A 17,606-nucleotide genomic window follows, 5' to 3' on the forward strand; every position below is an offset into this window, starting at 1 on the left:
CGCCGCGGCGCACGATCCGGTGGCAGTGTGCGCCGGACGCCGGCTTAATGCGGATTACACGTTGAAAAGGAAGGTGATGATGTCTCCGTCCTTTACGACGTATTCTTTGCCCTCTGAGCGCAGCAGGCCCTTCTCGCGGGCTTTCGTCATACTGCCGTCGCATTCTGCCATCAGCGTATCGTAGTTGATGGTTTCGGCGCGGATGAAACCCTTCTCGAAGTCAGTATGGATTTTTCCTGCGGCTTGCGGCGCCTTTGTCCCGTTGGTAATGGTCCAGGCCCGCGTCTCGTCGGAGCCGGTGGTCAGGAAGGAAATCAGATTCAGCAGACGATAGGAGGCCTTGATAAGCTTGTCCAGGCCGGATTCATCAATATTCAGCTCCTCCAGGAAAAGAGCTTTCTCGTCGTCGTCCAGCTCGGAGATTTCCTGCTCGATTTCCGCACAGATTACGACCGATTCGGCACCTTCTCCTGCGGCAAAGTCGCGGACGGCGGCCACGTATTCGTTTTCGCCGCCGTCTGCCGCGTCTTCCTCAGAAACGTTCGCGACATAGATGATCGGCTTATAGGACAGAAGATCCAGAGTCCGGACAAAGTCTGCCTCATCTTCATCCAGCTCCATCGCACGGGCGGAAGTCCCGCTGCTGAGGAAATCGTAGACCTTCTTCAGGATTTCCAGTTCTCCGGCCAGCGCTTTGTCGTAGCGGGATCCCTTTTCCGTCTTTGCGATGCGCCGCTCCAGGAGCTCCATATCCGACAGAATCAGCTCGGTGTTTATGGTTTCAATGTCGCTCAGCGGATCGATTTTTCCCGACACATGAACGATGTTTTCGTTTTCAAAGCAGCGGACGACGTGGACGATAGCGGCGACTTCACGGATATGTCCCAGGAATTTGTTCCCGAGACCCTCGCCCTTCGACGCGCCCTTGACCAGCCCCGCGATATCACAGAATTCGATGGTGGTATAAATCGTCTTTTTTGACTGGTTCAGATCCGAAAGGACGCGGATTCGCTGATCCGGGACGGTGACGACGCCGACATTGGGCTCAATGGTGCAGAACGGGTAGTTCGCCGCTTCCGCACCGGCCTTTGTTATCGCATTAAACAGCGTGCTTTTGCCTACGTTCGGCAGGCCGACGATTCCTAATTTCATTCTTGTATGCTCCTTTGCTGAATTTCTTTGTAATTGAGTACGAGATAGAGGATGAGGCAGGCGATGAAAACGACCGCGCTCAGAACCTGAGCCTGCCGGAAGGGGCCGATCATCAGGCTGTCCGTCCGCAGATGCTCCACGCAGAACCGCTCGACTGAATAGAGCATTCCATAGAGCAGCGCGATCTGCCCGGGGAATTTCCGCCGCCGGTCAACCCACAGAAGGAACAGGAACAGCAGAAAACACCAGATTGATTCGTAGAGAAAGGTGGGATGGACTGCCTGTCCGTTCACGATAATCGCCCAGGGCAGGTCGGTAGGACCGCCGTGCGCTTCAGAATTGAAAAAATTCCCCCACCGTCCTATAGATTGCGCCAGCGCCACTGCAGGAAGAACCAGGTCAGCCAGCTCGAGAAAAGGGATGTTTCTTTTGTGACAGAAAACCAGAGCAACGATGAGACCGCAGATCAGTCCGCCGTGGATTGCCAGCCCGCCGTTCCTGACATGAAGGATCTCGGACAGATTGTCCCGGTAAAGATCCCAGCGGAAAATCACGTAGTAAAGCCGTGCGCCGACGATGGAGACGGGAATCATCCACAAAGCGAAGTCAATGATGCTGTCGCTCTGAATGCCGTGCCGCGGCGCTCTTTTATAGCACAAAAGAATGGCCAGGATGAATCCTGTGCCGATTAATATGCCGTACCACATGATGTCGATGCCCGCAATCGTAAAAGCAACCGGTCCGGGGGATGTCATGATGCGCCTCCTCTAAAATGAAAATTTATTTTTATGCATGCCGGCGTACATTGCAATTGACGGATGCATTGCAGCCGACGGACGTATGCCAGTCAACGGGTACATGCCGGCGACTGCAGCCGGGGGGTGCGCCGCGGCGCTGCAGAAAATCCGCTGCAAGCACAATTAAGCCCGGAGGGGGCTTAATCAGCACGCACTTATTATACCGCGGCAGACTGCGGAATTCAAGAGGAACGGGGAAGTTCGGCGAGCGCAGCGACGTAATGACTGAATGAAAGGACGCATCAAATTGCCTCTGTTTTCGTTGGCAGAAACGTGTTTTTTACTGTATTGTCCAGCCTCGATGAAAAGTATTGTCGAAAATCCCGAAAAAACTGTTGACACAGTAGCGGAATTTTGGTAGTATATTTCTTACAGTGATTCAAATTACTGCGATGTGGCGGTGTAGCTTAGTTGGCTAGAGCGTCCGGTTCATACCCGGAAGGTCGGTGGTTCGACTCCACTCGCCGCTACCATATCTGGGCGTTTAGCTCAGCTGGGAGAGCATCTGCCTTACAAGCAGGGGGTCATAGGTTCGAGCCCTATAACGCCCACCAGATATGGCCAAGTAGTTCAGTTGGTTAGAATGCCAGCCTGTCACGCTGGAGGTCACGAGTTCGAGCCTCGTCTTGGTCGCCAATTTTATATCATATATGCTTTGCATTTGCAGGGCATATATGATAGAATAATTTACAAAAGCAATCAGATACGCAGGTAATTTTGTGAAATGCAAGGCGCACGGATGAGGAGCGAGCGGAGCGTGCTTCTGCACGTGAGCGAGGACGAAGCCGAGCAACACCGCAGTTCGCAAAAGCAAACAGATACGCAGGTAATTTTGTGAAATGCAAGGCGCACGGATGAGGAGCGAGCGGAGCGTGCTTGTGCACGTGAGCGAGGACGAAGCCGAGCAACACCGCAGTTCGCAAAAGCAAACAGATACGCAGGTAATTTTGTGAAATGCAAGGCGCACGGATGAGGAGCGAGCGGGGCGTGCTTCTGCACGTGAGCGAGGACGAAGCCGAGCAACACCGCAGTTCGCAAAATTAACAAGTATGGTGGGTATAGTCAAGTGGTTAAGACATAGGATTGTGATTCCTACATGCGTGGGTTCGATCCCCACTACCCACCCCATTGATGGGGTATCGCCAAGTGGTAAGGCAATGGATTCTGATTCCATCATGCGCAGGTTCGAATCCTGCTACCCTAGCCAATTCACAAGCCAGGATGCAAGTGATTGCATCTTGGCTGTCATCGTGGCGACATAGCCAAGTGGTAAGGCAGAGGTCTGCAAAACCTTTATTCCCCAGTTCAAATCTGGGTGTCGCCTCCACAGAGAAACCGTCGGAAATACGTTCCGGCGGTTTTTCTTTTGCACAAATTAAAAAAAGTGGCAGGTTCTGCCACTTTTCACAAAAAAATCCATAAATGTGGCAGGTCTGATCATCATCTAACTCGAGTTAATCTAGTTTAACCGCAATCAGAGCACTAATCCGTACACCTGCCAACTCGGCCGGCTTATGCCTCGGCTGCGCAGTCGGACAGAATCATGTCCAGATCCTCGCGGCATCCGCCGCATTTGTTTCCTATATCCATGCTCTCGCACAGTGTCTTCAGGTCCGTAATCTGATGCTCCCGGATAAAGTCTTCAACCTCTCCGCGGGTTACGTGGTGACAAAGACATACTTCGTACTCTCTTGATTTTTTGTCCATAAAATATTCCTCCTGTCAGCATTATAGCATATAACTGACGTCTGCAAAACAGGAGCTTTTGTATAAAGGAAAAGTTTCGGCAGATTCCGCAGGCGGAGACGGTCCGGTGCCGAAATGGTCACAGTAAACGGGAATTTCCTTTGGAAGGTCAGTGCAAATATGATACAATAGTGACGCGGCCGTATGAATCGAGCCGCAGAGGAGGGAAAACAGATATGTTTATAAATAAGGACAGTGCCTCAAACGGCAATGTGGAGTGCAATACGGATAACAACGAAAAACGGTTCCTGGAAATTCTGAAGGAACTTGAGATCACCGATTATAACTGGCATGAGCATGAGGCGTTGTTCTCGGCGGATCAGGAGGGGGCGGAGGAACTGATGTTTCCGGGGCTCAATCTGAAAAATCTCTTGATCAAGGACAAAAAGACAGAGGATTTCTTTATGGTGGTTCTGGAGGACCATCGCCGGATGAACCAGAAACACTTCAAGCAGGTGACAGGCTGGCACAAAAACCGGTTCGCCACGCCGGAGGAAATGTGGGAGCTGCTGAGGCTGAAGCCGGGATCGGTGACGCCCTATGCTCTGTTTAATGATACGGAGAAAAAGGTTACGGTTGTGCTGGGAAATGAGATTGTGACGGCAGACGATGCGGAATGGATTAACCTTCATCCGTGCCGGAATACAGCGACGGTTTCCGTGCACAGATCGGATTTCTACAGAATACTTGAGAAGCTGGGGAACCCGGTCATAGAAGAACAATCCGTGGAATGAGGCGGGGCGAATCTTCGCAGAAACAAAAGAAAACAAAAGAAAACGCCACCCGCAGGGGCGGCGTTTTTCGTGTCAGGCGCGTCGCCGGCCGTTATTTTTCGACCTTCATGCTGCCGGTTTTCATGGCGCGGATGTGCCATGAGAGGGCTTCGTCCAGGAGATGTGGCGTCTGCAGCTTGCTGGCGGCGCAGGCTCTTTCGAAGTAGTCCTTCAGCATGTCTTTATAGTCGGGGTGGGCACAGTTTTCGATGATTCTGACTGCCCGCTGTTTCGGCGTCAGGCCGCGGAGATCCGCGTAGCCCTGCTCTGTGACAATGACCTGAACGTCGTGCTCGGTGTGGTCGATGTGGGAGCAGAAGGGTACGATTGAGGAAATCGCGCCGCCCTTGGCTACGGATACGGTCGAGAAAATGCTGATTGCAGCATTTCTGGCGAAGTCTCCGCTGCCTCCGATGCCGTTCATCATGGCGGAGCCGTTGACGTGCGTGGAATTTACATTTCCGTAGATGTCGCATTCCAGGGCGGTGTTCATGGAGATGACGCCCAGGCGGCGGATGATTCCCGGATTGTTTGAAATATCTTCAGGGCGGAAAATCAGTTTCCCTTTATAGAGGTCACATTCCTCGTCGAATTTCGCCTTCATTTCCGGGGAGGGGGTGATGGCGGTGGTGGAGGCGCAGGTGACCTTTCCGGCCTTGATAAGTTCAAGCATGGAGTCCTGCACGACCTCGGTGTAGCAGGTCAGATCATGAAATTCCGATTCAAGAAGCCCGTACAGTACCGCGTTGGCGACGCTTCCCACGCCCGACTGGATGGGCAGGAGCGTGTCGTCCAGCCGTCCCGCCCGGACTTCACCGTCCAGAAAGTCGATGATGTGATCGGCGATTTTCTGCGAATCCTCGCTCACGGAACCGAGAGGGCGAAGCCCGTCCTGGATGTCGGTGATGACGATTCCGCAGATTTTATCCCAGCCGCATTCAATGTACGGAACGCCGATCCGGTCGTTGGGCTTTGTGATATCGATAGGTTTGCGGTGCGGCGGATTCGGGAGAACGATGCAGTCGTGCATGCCCTCCAGACCCATGGGCTGAAGCGTGTTCAGCTCGACGATGACCTTGTCGGCCTGTCGGACGATGGCCGGCGTGTTTCCGACTGAGGTGGTGGGAACGATGCTCCCGTCTTCGTTCAGCGCCAGCGCTTCTACGATGGCGATTTCCACCTTCGGCAGCGCGCCGTAATTGATATACTGCGTGGAATGCGAAAGATGCATGTCGATATAATCGCACTCGCCTTTGTTCACTGCGGCACGGAACGTCGAGTCTGTCATGTAGGGCATACGCATCCCCATGATTCCGGCTTCCGTCATTTCAGTATCGATTTCCGGCCCCAGAGACGCGCCGGAATAGACGTTAACCTTGAATTTCTCGCCCTTTTTCCCGCGCTCGGCCAGGGCGTGGGGAACGGCCTTCGGATAGCCGGAGGCGGTGAACCCGCTGACGCCCAGGGTCATGCCGTCTTTAATCATAGCGGCGGCCTCTTCCGCGGACATGATCAGGTCATACGCCTTTTCACTTCTGAGTCTTTCCTTTACCTTTTCATCAACTTCCATGACTACGATACCTCCTCAGTAAATCATGCGTTAATTTTTTGTCGAATGTCAGTACCATAATAACACGAATCAGAAAAAGACACAACGACCTGCTTGTTTTTTCGGGCGGGTAATGTATAATGACAATGGAGGTTGAAACGGATATGAGGAAAACAAAGATAATCTGTACAATCGGGCCGGCGTCCCGCAGTGAGGACATGATGCGCCGGCTTTTGCTGGCCGGGATGAACGTGGCCAGGATGAACTTTTCTCATGGCAGTCATGAGGAGCACAAAGAGAATATCGACCGGTTCCGCCGCGTACGGGATGAGCTCGGAATTCCGGCGGCGGTGCTGCTGGATACAAAGGGTCCTGAGATCCGCACCGGTACGTTCCGGGACGGCGCGGCTGTGCTGCAGGACGGTCAGGAGTTTACGCTGACCACAAAGGATGTGGAAGGAACAGGCGAGATTTCCTCTGTAACATATAAAGATCTTGCAAAGGACCTGAACGCCGGGGATACGGTGCTGATCAACGACGGACTGATTATGCTCAGGGTGAAAAGCACCACAGATACCGATCTGGTATGCGAGGTGGTTCACGGCGGGAGGATAAGCGATCACAAAGGCATCAATGTGCCGAACGTGGATATCAGCATGGAGTATCTGTCCGATCAGGACAAATCCGATCTGCTGTTCGGAATCGAACAGGACGTGGATTACGTCGCGGCTTCCTTTGTACGCTCCGCCGACGACGCGCGGGCGATTCGCTCGTTCCTCGATGACAACGGGGGAGAGAGGATTAAGCTCATCGCCAAGATTGAGAGCACCCAGGGAGTCGCCAATTTTGAGGATATTCTGCAGCTGGTGGACGGTATTATGGTCGCCCGGGGCGATATGGGAGTCGAAGTGCCCTTTGAGCTGCTTCCCGGTATTCAGAAACGGTTCATCCGCCGCTGCGTGCAGCAGGGGAAAATCGTCATCACCGCGACGCAGATGCTGGAATCGATGATTACCAGTCCGGTGCCTACCCGGGCTGAGATCAATGATGTGGCGAATGCGGTGTTCGACGGAACGTCCGCCGTCATGCTCTCCGGAGAGAGCGCCGCCGGAAAGTATCCGGAAGAGGCCGTCGCAGCCATGGCGCGTATCGCAGAGCAGGCGGAGGAGGACGCCAGGACGGTGACCAGCAGAGAAAAATGGCTGGCGATGGATTCCCGGGATATCACCAACGCGGTGGGACACGCCGCATGCACGCTGGCAGAGGACATCAGTGCCAAAGCGATTCTGGCCATCACATCCTCAGGTTATACAGCAAATAAAATCAGCAAGTTCCGCCCGGAGCTGCCGATTATCGGATGTACGCCGGACGAAAAGGTCTACCATCAGATGGCGCTGTTCTGGGGCGTTGAGCCGCTGATGGCCAATTACCGCGAGGAGCTGGGTGATCTGTTCGGCCATTGCACCCGCAAGGCGATCCGCAGCGAATGCATCCGCGAGGGAGATACGGTTGTGTGCACCGCGGGGGTGCCGGTCGGAGTTTCGGGGCGTACAAACGCCATCCGCGTGGTTGAAGCGACGCTGGAGTGACGCGTCGCCGGACTGTATAGAAAATGAAAAAAAGGACTGTTGCGCGCAACAGCCCTTAATTAATGTCATGTAATTAAATATTACTCCTCAGGTGCCTCAAGATCGTCTTCGCTTTGGTGCTCTGCCAGTACTCTTTCGTACTCGGCGAAAATGGCGTCTTTGATTCGAGTTCTCGTTTCAGAGGTGAGGGGATGTGCGATATCCCGGAAATCCCCCTCGCCCATCTTCCGACTGGGCATGGCGATAAACGGACCGTTCTGACCCTCAATTATCTTGATATCGTGGACAACAAACTCATCATCGAATGTGACCGAAACAATCGCTTTCATTTTGCCTTCCGCAGTGACCTTGCGAATCCTTACATCAGTAATGTTCATCATGGCCTACCTTTCTGGCTTTTATAATTGTTTATTATATTATACACAATATCAATCGAATCTGCAACCCGCATTTACGGAAAAAGATTATTTGAAAATGTCGGGATTCGGCCGGACGTCGATGGTGCGCTTTTCTTCATCTACGTCTCCGAGGTAGACCGCGGCTGTGTAATCGCGGATTTTCTTTTGTTCAGGCGTCTCGCTGACGATGGCGATGCCTGCGCCGACGACCTCCGCGTCAAATTCGGCGAGCAGATCCGCAATGCCCTTGGTGCTTCCGCCGCCCCGCATGAAATCGTCGATGACCAGGGTGCGCGATCCGGGGCGGACCGCCCGCCGGGACAGCGACATCTTCTGTACGCGGTCATATGAGCCGGAAAAATAATTGATGCTGACCGTCGAGCCCTCGGAGACTTTCGCCTCCCTGCGGCAGATGATCAGAGGGCGGTGCAGCTGATGCGCCACCATGGTGGCCAGGGGAATTCCCTTTGTTTCCACCGTCGCCACATAGTCCACATCCAGCGCCCGGAACTTTACGGCGAACAGGGTCGCCAGACGGCTGACCAGCTCGGTGTCGTACATGATGTCGGACGTGTACAGGAAGCCTCCGCCCAGAATTCTCGCCGGATCGCGGAGCCGGTCGCAGAGCTCGTCCAGCAGAGGCGCGACAGCCTCCTGCGTGGTGTCGGGAACAAAGTGAACGCCGCCCCTGGCGCCGGAAATCGTTTCGATGAACCCCGATCCCGTCGCCTCCATGGCAGACGCCGCGATGTTGATATCCTCGCTGATGCTGGACTTGGCCATCTGAAAAAGATCGCAGAAGTACTGCAGCGGATATAGCTTTCCGGGCGTGTCAGAAAGTGTCTTTACGATCACGCCGATGCGTTCTGTTCGTTTCATTATTTCCTCCGGACGCGGTGGTTTCCGGAAACCCGCCGGCAGCGCGGATTCCACAGACTGTTTAAAATAATATTATTGCTTTTTGCTGAAATTGTAAAGCATTTTTGAGACCGGTATGGTATAATATCAAGAGTTCTGTTCGGACCGGGTCTGAGACGCGCGCTCCGGGATTTTGATTTTCCGGTTTCTTAAGGCGCGGCTCTTTCAGGCGTGGTCACAGATGTAAGATATATCATCGGGGAAGGGAACCAGTTATGATTGATTTGAAGAAATACAGAAATATACATTGTATTGGAATCGGCGGCGTCGGGCTGTCAGCGATTGCGGAGATACTGGTAGCGAGAGGATACCGCGTGTCCGGTTCTGACATGAAGCCGTCGGAAATGACAGAGAAACTGAAGAAATCGGGAATCACCATTTACATAGGCCATAGAGCGGAGAATGTCGAGAATGCGGATCTCATCATCTATTCAGCGGCGATCGCCGAGGAAAATCCGGAAATCATCCGCGCCAGGGAGAAGAACATCCCGCTGGCGTCCAGAGCGGAAATCCTGGGAACACTGATGGATGAATATGAGTCAAGCGTGGCGATCAGCGGAACCCATGGAAAAACGACAACGACCTCTATGGTTTCTCTCGTTCTGGAGGCAGCGGGACTGGAGCCCACGATTCTTGTCGGCGGACAGCTGGACGAGATCGGCGGGAACGTGAAGGTCGGAAACAGCCCTTACTTTGTGACGGAGGCCTGCGAATACCGGGACAGCTTCCTGCAGCTCCGGCCGAAAATCGAGGTGATCCTGAACATCGATTCAGACCATCTGGACTATTTCAAGGATATCGACCACATCGTCCGGTCCTTCGACAAGTTCGCCAGAGCGGTTCCGGAGGACGGAAGGATTATCGCTTACGATTCCAATCCTTTTGTAAGTGAGGTGATCAAAGGACATGCAAATGTGGTGACCTACGGGTATAATGAAAATTCCACCTATCATATTTCCGAGGTAAGGTTTAACAGCGAGGGGATGCCATCCTTCTCGGTGAGCCATAACGGCGTGAAGCTGGAGCATGTACAGCTGAATGTTCCGGGGGAGCATAACATCCTGAACGCAGCGGCGGCTTTTGCCTGCTGCCATGTGCTCGGCGTGAACGCGGCACTGATCGCCGGAACTCTGGAGTCCTATCACGGAACGCAGCGGCGCTTTGATATCATCGGGACGACGGACAGAGGCGTGAAGGTGGTCGATGATTACGCGCATCATCCGACGGAAATCCGGGCGACGCTTTCAGCGGCCCATAATATTCCGCACAGGAAGCTCTGGTGTCTCTTCCAGCCCCACACCTACACCAGGACGCTGGCGCTGTTCGATCAGTTCGCGGACGCCTTTGAGCAGACCGATGTCCTGATTCTGGCAGATATCTATGCGGCCAGGGAAAAGGACATCTATAACATCTCTTCCGAGAAGCTTGCCGCGGAGATCCGGCGGGAGCATCCGGACAAGGAGGTCTATTATATGGACAGCTTTGAGAAAATCGCAGACTATGTCCGGGAGCATGCGGAGAACGGAGACGTGGTGATCACCATGGGCGCCGGCGACATCTACAAGGCCGGGAAAATGATTATGGAACAGAGCTGAAGGAGAATACGGAACATATAAACAGATACAGAAGAAAAACCATGCGGAGAGTGAGATGAAATACAGCGAATATCAGGAAAAGGAATCGGAGAGAAAACGCATCGCCATCGCGCACCTGGAGAACGGCGTCGACTTTGCGGACATCAGCAGTGTCTATATCGATGAAACCGTCCAGATCGGGGCGGGCACGTTTATCGGACCCTGCGTCACGCTGGAGGGAGACACGGTAATCGGTGCGAATGCGAAAATCTATCAGAATACGCGTATCCGGGATTCTGTCATCGGCGACGGCGTGGAAATTCAGAGCAGTGTGGTGCTGGAGAGCAGCATCGGAGAGGAGAGCAGAATCGGGCCCTTCGCATATGTGCGCCCCGGCTCCGAAATCGGCAGAAACTGCAAGATCGGAGATTTTGTGGAGGTGAAGAACTCCACCTTCGGAGACGGGTCCAAGTCGGCGCATCTTACCTACATCGGAGATTCCGATATCGGCGAAGACGTGAACCTGGGATGCGGGGTTGTTTTTGTCAATTATGACGGCACCCACAAATTCAGGTCCACGATCGGCGACGGCGTGTTCATCGGCTGTAATTCCAACATTATTTCGCCGGTCCGCATCGATGACGGCGCCTATGTGGCGGCCGGGAGCACCATCACGCAGGACATTCCGGAGGATGCGCTGGGAGTGGCGCGGGCGAAACAAAAGAATATTGAAGGCTGGGCGACCCGCCGCGGCCTTTATAATAAAAAGAAGAAACAGTTGCAGAAGACCGAAGTTCATGGAGGAGAGGAACAATGAAAAACAGCGCTTTTTCTGACTACAAACTGTTCGCGGGAAACTCGCATCCCCGGCTCGCGGAGGAGATCGCATCCGTTATGGGAAAACCTCTGGGGAAGGCGACGGTGACGAAATTCAGCGACGGAGAAATTTCCGTCAATCTCTGGGAGAGCGTGCGGGGCGTGGACGTCTATATCATTCAGTCCACATGCTCACCTGTCAATGACAATCTGATGGAGCTGCTGATCATGATCGACGCGGTCAAGAGAGCTTCGGCCGGACGGATCAATGCGGTGATTCCGTATTACGGCTACGCGCGTCAGGACAGAAAAGCCAAGGCCAGAGATCCGATTACCGCCAAGCTGGTGGCGAACCTGCTGGTTGCGGCAGGCGCAGACCGTGTGCTGACGATGGACCTGCATGCCAGCCAGATTCAGGGATATTTCGATATTCCGGTGGATCATCTGGTGGGAATGCCGATTCTGGCGAAATATTTCAAGGAAAAGAATCTGGAGAATGTCTGTATCGTTTCTCCGGATCACGGCAGCGTGACCCGGGCGAGAAATATGGCGGAATACTTCGACTGCCCCATCGCCATTGTGGACAAGCGGCGTCCGGAGCCGAACAAAAGCGAGATCATGAATATCATTGGCGAGGTCAGAGGAAAAAACTGCATTATCCTCGACGATATGATTGATACCGCAGGAACGATCACCAACGCGGCGAACGTTATCAAGGACATGGGCGCAGAGAACGTCTATGCGGGCGCGACCCATGCGGTTCTCTCCGGACCGGCCTTCGACAGGATTGAAGCTTCTGCGATTAAAGAACTGGCGCTGCTGAACACGATACCGATGGACAAGGAGAAGAAGCTGGACAAGATGACCGTTCTGTCCGTGGCGCCGCTTTTCGCGGAAGCCATGACCAGAGTGTACACAAACGGATCTGTCAGCAAACTGTTTGACTGATATGAGCAATGAACCATTTATTATCGTCGGCCTGGGAAATCCCGGGCCGAAATATGAAAATACGAGACACAATCTGGGGTTTCTGACGCTGGATCATCTCGCGGAGGAGAACGGAATCGCCGTCAGCAGAATCAAATTCAAATCGCTGACGGGCGCGGGGAGCATCGCCGGACACAAGGTTGTGCTGGTCAAGCCTCAGACGTATATGAACCTCAGCGGTGAGGCGGTGAGGGAGGCTGTTTCCTTTTATAAAATTCCGCCGGAGCATCTTATCGTGATCTATGATGACCTCGATATTCCGACGGGGAGCATACGCATCCGCAGATTCGGCAGTGCGGGCACTCACAACGGGATGCGTTCCGTCGTACAGCAGCTGGGAACAGACCGGTTTCCCCGGATCCGCGTCGGCATCGGCAGCGGTCGGAAGGAGGAACTGATTTCCTTTGTGACCGGAGGCTTTCGCAAAGACGAGGTCCCGCTTCTGCGGCAGGCTGTGGAGACAGCGTCCAGAGCGGCGGAATGCATCGTTACCGACGGCGTGGATCTCGCCATGAACCGTTACAATACCAAAAAGAAGGAGAAGAAAAAGAGGGAGCATGCTCCCGGAGAAAAGGATGAATAAACGAGGAATCATCGGGATATCGGGTGTGTCTGAGAGTCGATCGGCGTTTATCATATCCGAGAGTATCAAAAAAGAACCGGGAAAAAGTCTGATCATCGTCGCCACAGAACCGAGAGCGAAGCGGCTTGCGGATGATCTTTCTTTTTTTACCGACAGGAACATACACGTGATGCCGGATGAGGATCAGGTGTTTTTGCGTTACGAGGCGAAAAATCATGACCTTCTTCTGGAGCGGCTGAATGCCATGAAGGCGCTGCGCGGGCAGGAGGACTGCATCGTGGTGGCGCCGGCCGCCGCAGCGATCCGGAAAACCATGCCGCACCGGCTTTTCGAGTCCAGAAAGCTCAGTATAGCTCTGGGCGAGGAGCATTTTCTGGTGGATCTGAAGGAGACGCTGGTGTCCCTCGGCTATGAGCGTATGAGCCTGGTGGAGGGGCGCGGCGAGTTCAGCATGCGGGGTGGCATTCTGGATGTTTTCACGCCGGACGCAGAGAACCCGTTCCGGATTGAATTCTTCGATACCGAGGTGGATTCCATCCGCGAGTTTGACATCGATACACAGCGCTCCGTCCGGAGCCTGCGGAGTGTCGAGATCGGCCCTGCAGAGCAGATGCTTGCGGACAAAGAACTGTTCGCCCGGGCTTCCGAGCGGGTGCGCCGGACGTATACGGCGCAGGCGAAGCGTCTGATGAAACGGGGAGACGGCAGCGAGGAAGCAGTTCGCAGGCTGGAGAAGCGCCGGGATGAGCTTTGTGAATACATCGATAACCGGATGAACGTTCAGCTGCTGGAAAATTATCTTCATTATTTTTACGAGGATCCGGAATACCTGTGGGATTATCTGGATGACGGGACGATTTATGTCGATGATCCCGATCGCATCGGTGAGATGCTGGACGCGAGAAGCAAGGAGCAGAAGGTGGATTTCCAGGTCATGCTGGAGCGGGGCGAGATTGTTCCGGAGGACATGGAGCTGATGACAGGACGGGAGGACTTTCAGAAGATCTACCGGCACGGCCCCGTTTATCTTTTGTCCCCCTTCCCCAAACAGATCCGGGGCGTCGAGGCCTACGAGTCTCTCCACAGTTATCAGAGCGCGCAGATGATGAATTTCAGCGGACATATGGAGCTTCTGGAATCGGAACTGAAGGCGTATGTCAAAAAAGGCTATGAAATCTGCATCACAGCGTCTACGGAAGAGCGCCGGAAAAATCTGATCGAATTCTGTGACCGCTGCGGCGTCGTCCGTCAGGTCCGGTTCCTGCGGGGGAATCTGACGACAGGCTTTGACTTTATCGACCGGAAGCTCTGCTACATCAGCGACAATGATATTTTCGGGGAGCGGCAGCAGAGCCGGCGGCGGCGAAAGCGCCGCGGCGACGGCCAGAAGATTGAAAGCTTTACGGATTTGAAGGCGGGGGATTTCGTGGTGCACGAGAATCACGGAATCGGAAAATTTCTGGGGATTCAGCAGCTGGATATCCAGGGAGAGAAGAAGGACTACCTGAAAATCAAGTACGCCGGAAACGACACCCTGTATGTGCCGGTGGAGCAGTTCGATATCGTGCAGAAATACATCGGATCGGACGGGATTACGCCGAAGATCAACAAGCTCTCCGGCGGCGAATGGAAGCTGACCAAGGCGAGGGCCCGGGCGGCCATCGCGGAGATGACTCAGGAACTGGTACAACTGTACGCGGAAAGAGAAATGGAGACGGGCTTTGCGTTCAGTCCGGATTCCATCTGGATGCGGGAATTTGAGGATGAGTTTCCCTATCAGGAGACGGAGGATCAGCTGCGTTCTATTGCGGAGATCAAGCAGGATATGGAAAAGCCGAAAGCGATGGATCGTCTGCTCTGCGGAGATGTGGGCTTCGGTAAAACCGAGGTGGCGGCCAGGGCGCTGTTCAAGTGCGTTGCGGACGGGAAACAGGCGGCGGTTCTGGTGCCGACTACGGTGCTGGCGAACCAGCATTTCTACACGCTGCGCGACCGTTTCGAGCATTTCGCGGTCCGGGTGGAGATGCTGTCCCGGTTCCGCAGTGAGGCGCAGCAGAAGAAAATTCTGGAGGACCTCGCGGACGGAAAAATCGATATCGTAATCGGTACGCACAGGATTCTGTCCCAGGATGTGAAGTTCCGGGATCTGGGTCTTCTGGTCATCGACGAGGAGCATCGGTTCGGCGTCCGTCATAAGGAGGCGATTAAGAAGCTGAAGAAAAACGTGGATGTGCTGACGCTGACGGCTACGCCGATTCCGAGAACGCTGAATATGTCGCTGACGGGAATCAAGGATATGAGCCTGATCGAGGAACCTCCGGAGGACCGTTATCCGGTGCAGACGTATGTGATGGAGCAGGATGACCTCGTGATCCGGGACGCCGTGAAACGGGAGCTGGACCGGGGCGGACAGTGCTTTGTCATCTACAATCGTGTCCGCGGCATCAGCCAGCTTGCCGGACGCATCGAACATCTGGTGCCGGAGGCCCGTGTCGCAGTGGGTCACGGCAGGATGAACGAGCAGGCTCTGGAGAATGTAATGCTGGATTTTGTCAACCATCAGTCAGATGTGCTGGTGGCGACGACGATCGTGGAGTCGGGCATCGATGTCCCCAACGCGAATACGCTGATCATCATGGATGCGGACCGCTACGGCCTGGCGCAGCTCTATCAGCTGAGAGGACGCGTCGGCAGATCGAACCGGATGGCTTACGCCTACCTGATGTATCAGAAGGACAAGGTGCTGACCGAGGTTTCGGAGAAAAGGCTCCGGGCGATCCGCGAGTTCACCGAGTTCGGTTCCGGCTTCAAGGTCGCCATGCGTGATCTGGAGATCCGGGGTGCGGGGAATCTGCTGGGAGGCGAGCAGTCTGGCCACATGATGAACATCGGCTACGAGCTGTACTGCAAGATGGTGGAGGATGCGGTGCGCCAGCTGAAAGGCGGGGAACCGGTCAGCGAGACAGATGAGGACACCTCGGTGGAGCTCGCCGTTCCGGCCACTATTCCGGACTGGTACATTGAAAATGAATCTCTGAAGCTGGGGATGTACAAAAAAATCGCCTCTGTGCGGACGCCGGAGGAGGAGCAGGAAATGATCGACGAGTTAATCGACCGGTTCGGCGATGTTCCGCGGGAGACGCTGAATCTCATCAAGATCTCGCGGATCCGGGGCATGGCGGCGGAGCTTTCCGTCAGGAGGATCTATGAACAAAATAAACGGATCATCTTTTCCTTCGCCGAGAAAAACCGGCTGACTCCGTATGCGATTTTCAGCATCAATGACGCGTTCAAGGGACGAGCCTTTGTTCACGGCGGCGTCGAGCCGTTTATCCGGATCCCGATGATCCCCGCCAGAAAGCTGGAGGATTGTCTGGAACTGCTGACGATAATCAGGGAAAGCAAAGGAGGAAATGAAAATGCTGTTTAAAAATATTACGATTCTGGACGAAGATTTCAACGTGCGGGAGAATATGTACGTCGGCACCTTCGGGAGCCGGATCCGCCTGATCTCGGACAAAGAACCGGAATATGCGGAAAAATACGGAGAAGTCTATGACGGAAGGGACCGGCTGCTGATGCCCGGCTTTTATAACGCTCACGGACACAGCCCGATGGCGCTGATGCGGGGGTACGGCGAGAATCTGATGCTTCAGGACTGGCTGGAGACAAGGATTTTTCCCTTCGAGGCCAGACTGGATTCTAATGCGGTTTACTGGGGAACGCTCCTCTGTATGATGGAATCTCTGCGTTTCGGTATTGTATCCACTCAGGATATGTACTATTTCACCTCCGATATGGTAAGGGCGGTCGCGGACAGCGGCGCGAAGAACAACATCAGCCGTTCGCTGACGAATTTCGACGGCACGCCCTTCGAACAGATGGAGTCGGTCCGGGAGATGAAGGACGCCGTCCGGAATTACCACGGTGCAGAGGAGGGCAGAATCCTGATTGACGCCAGCCTTCACGCGGAATATACATCTGACGAGCAGACGGCCAGGGGGCTTGCGGCGTATGCGAAAGAAGAGGGAATACGCATGCATGTGCACGTTTCGGAAACAAAACGTGAGCATGAGGAATGCAAGGGCCGACGCGGGGGACGCACGCCGGTTCGGTATCTGGCGGACTGCGGCATCTTCGATGTGCCGGCGACGGCGGCGCACTGTGTGTGGATTGAGGGAGAAGATTATGACATCCTGAAGGAAAAGGGCGTAACGGTCGCCACGAACCCGGTCAGCAATCTGAAGCTCGCCAGCGGGATCTGCGACAGTGCGGCGCTGCTGCGGGCGGGAATCGGCCTGGCTGTCGGTACGGACAGCGTGGCCTCCAACAATTCGCTGAATTTCCTGGAGGAGATTAAAACACTTGCCCTGACGGGAAAAATCAAGGCCGGAGATCCCACTGTAATCACGCCGCGTCAGGCTTTGTACGCTGCGACAAGAGGCGGAGCTCTGGCGCAGGGCCGGACGGACTGCGGCCTCCTGGCTGAGGGACAGAAGGCGGATCTGATCGTGCTGGACACTTCTCAGCCGAATATGCATCCTGTTCACGATATGGTCAACAATATCGTCTATTCCGCCGCGGGCAGCGATGTGGTCCTGACGATGGCGGACGGAAAAGTGCTTTACAAAGACGGAGAATATGCTACAATCGATAAAGAAAAAACTGTCTTTGAAACGGAGAGGGCTGCAAAGGGGATTTTAGCGCAGCTTTAGTATTGGAGA

The 17,606-nt window shown here is 54.3% G+C and carries 14 protein-coding genes and 6 tRNA genes; 14 read left to right on the forward strand and 6 right to left on the reverse strand.

What is annotated here, in order from left to right; genetic code table 11:
• Positions 1-54 precede the first annotated feature (54 nt).
• Together ychF and lgt are read right to left on the reverse strand one after the other, a co-directional pair.
• Entirely contained in the window at positions 55-1,152 is a 1,098-nt protein-coding gene (gene ychF / locus BHK98_RS00660) for a redox-regulated ATPase YchF (protein WP_075711764.1), read from the reverse strand.
• Positions 1,149-1,907, reverse strand: coding sequence for a prolipoprotein diacylglyceryl transferase (gene lgt, locus BHK98_RS00665; RefSeq protein ID WP_075711765.1), 759 nt, complete (start codon positions 1,905-1,907; stop codon positions 1,149-1,151). The genes ychF and lgt overlap by 4 nt, the downstream gene beginning before the upstream one ends.
• 438 nt (positions 1,908-2,345) lie before the next feature.
• Between lgt and BHK98_RS00670 the strand changes: the two genes are divergently transcribed.
• The 6 genes from BHK98_RS00670 to BHK98_RS00695 all read left to right on the forward strand — a co-directional run bounded on the left by BHK98_RS00670 (position 2,346) and on the right by BHK98_RS00695 (position 3,276).
• Positions 2,346-2,422 (forward strand) — tRNA-Met (locus BHK98_RS00670).
• A 5-nt stretch (positions 2,423-2,427) separates the two neighbouring features.
• Positions 2,428-2,503 (forward strand) — tRNA-Val (locus tag BHK98_RS00675).
• Positions 2,504-2,508: 5 nt separating this feature from the next.
• Positions 2,509-2,585, forward strand: a tRNA-Asp gene (locus BHK98_RS00680).
• A 416-nt stretch (positions 2,586-3,001) separates the two neighbouring features.
• Positions 3,002-3,077, forward strand: a tRNA-His gene (locus tag BHK98_RS00685).
• Between the two features lie 4 nt (positions 3,078-3,081).
• Positions 3,082-3,156: transfer RNA gene (locus BHK98_RS00690), tRNA-Gln, on the forward strand.
• Between the two features lie 45 nt (positions 3,157-3,201).
• A tRNA-Cys gene (locus BHK98_RS00695) sits at positions 3,202-3,276 on the forward strand.
• Between the two features lie 185 nt (positions 3,277-3,461).
• Here the strand turns inward: BHK98_RS00695 and BHK98_RS00700 are convergent.
• A complete protein-coding gene (locus BHK98_RS00700) occupies positions 3,462-3,656 on the reverse strand; it encodes a (2Fe-2S)-binding protein (protein ID WP_075711766.1) in 195 nt (64 codons plus the stop codon).
• Between the two features lie 215 nt (positions 3,657-3,871).
• On the opposite strand from BHK98_RS00700, the gene BHK98_RS00705 reads away from it, so the two are divergent.
• Positions 3,872-4,429: a YbaK/EbsC family protein gene (locus BHK98_RS00705; protein ID WP_075711767.1), complete on the forward strand. Its 558-nt coding sequence runs from the start codon at positions 3,872-3,874 to the stop codon at positions 4,427-4,429.
• A gap of 91 nt (positions 4,430-4,520) precedes the next feature.
• Here the strand turns inward: BHK98_RS00705 and BHK98_RS00710 are convergent, their stop codons facing one another.
• Positions 4,521-6,038 carry an acetyl-CoA hydrolase/transferase family protein gene (locus BHK98_RS00710; protein ID WP_075711768.1) on the reverse strand — a complete coding sequence of 506 codons (1,518 nt, stop codon included), beginning with the start codon at positions 6,036-6,038 and terminating at the stop codon, positions 4,521-4,523.
• Between the two features lie 125 nt (positions 6,039-6,163).
• Here BHK98_RS00710 and pyk point away from each other — a divergent pair, with 125 nt between their 5' ends.
• Positions 6,164-7,606 (forward strand): pyruvate kinase, encoded by a 1,443-nt coding sequence (pyk, locus tag BHK98_RS00715; RefSeq protein ID WP_281247629.1) that lies wholly within the window; start codon positions 6,164-6,166, stop codon positions 7,604-7,606.
• Between the two features lie 80 nt (positions 7,607-7,686).
• Here the strand turns inward: pyk and spoVG are convergent, their stop codons facing one another.
• Both spoVG and purR read right to left on the reverse strand, forming a co-directional pair.
• Positions 7,687-7,983, reverse strand: coding sequence for a septation regulator SpoVG (gene spoVG / locus BHK98_RS00720; RefSeq protein ID WP_075714866.1), 297 nt, complete (start codon positions 7,981-7,983; stop codon positions 7,687-7,689).
• A gap of 87 nt (positions 7,984-8,070) precedes the next feature.
• Positions 8,071-8,883 carry a pur operon repressor gene (purR, locus tag BHK98_RS00725; RefSeq protein ID WP_075711769.1) on the reverse strand — a complete coding sequence of 271 codons (813 nt, stop codon included), beginning with the start codon at positions 8,881-8,883 and terminating at the stop codon, positions 8,071-8,073.
• A 254-nt stretch (positions 8,884-9,137) separates the two neighbouring features.
• On the opposite strand from purR, the gene murC reads away from it, so the two are divergent.
• The 6 genes from murC to BHK98_RS00755 are packed head-to-tail and all read left to right on the forward strand — an operon-like array spanning position 9,138 to position 17,597.
• Positions 9,138-10,517: a UDP-N-acetylmuramate--L-alanine ligase gene (gene murC, locus BHK98_RS00730; RefSeq protein ID WP_075711770.1), complete on the forward strand. Its 1,380-nt coding sequence runs from the start codon at positions 9,138-9,140 to the stop codon at positions 10,515-10,517.
• A 55-nt stretch (positions 10,518-10,572) separates the two neighbouring features.
• Positions 10,573-11,313: a DapH/DapD/GlmU-related protein gene (locus BHK98_RS00735; protein ID WP_075711771.1), complete on the forward strand. Its 741-nt coding sequence runs from the start codon at positions 10,573-10,575 to the stop codon at positions 11,311-11,313.
• Positions 11,310-12,260: a ribose-phosphate diphosphokinase gene (locus BHK98_RS00740; RefSeq protein WP_075711772.1), complete on the forward strand. Its 951-nt coding sequence runs from the start codon at positions 11,310-11,312 to the stop codon at positions 12,258-12,260. The genes BHK98_RS00735 and BHK98_RS00740 overlap by 4 nt, the downstream gene beginning before the upstream one ends.
• A 1-nt stretch (position 12,261) precedes the next feature.
• Positions 12,262-12,882: an aminoacyl-tRNA hydrolase gene (gene pth, locus BHK98_RS00745; protein WP_075711773.1), complete on the forward strand. Its 621-nt coding sequence runs from the start codon at positions 12,262-12,264 to the stop codon at positions 12,880-12,882.
• A complete protein-coding gene (gene mfd / locus BHK98_RS00750) occupies positions 12,875-16,312 on the forward strand; it encodes a transcription-repair coupling factor (RefSeq protein WP_075711774.1) in 3,438 nt (1,145 codons plus the stop codon). The genes pth and mfd overlap by 8 nt, the downstream gene beginning before the upstream one ends.
• Complete coding sequence (locus tag BHK98_RS00755) at positions 16,302-17,597, forward strand: amidohydrolase family protein (RefSeq protein ID WP_075711775.1); 1,296 nt, start codon at positions 16,302-16,304, stop codon at positions 17,595-17,597. The genes mfd and BHK98_RS00755 overlap by 11 nt, the downstream gene beginning before the upstream one ends.
• Positions 17,598-17,606 lie beyond the last annotated feature (9 nt).

The sequence above is a fragment of the Hornefia porci genome, assembly GCF_001940235.1.
GTDB classification, from domain to species: Bacteria; Bacillota; Clostridia; order Peptostreptococcales; family Anaerovoracaceae; genus Aminicella; species Aminicella porci.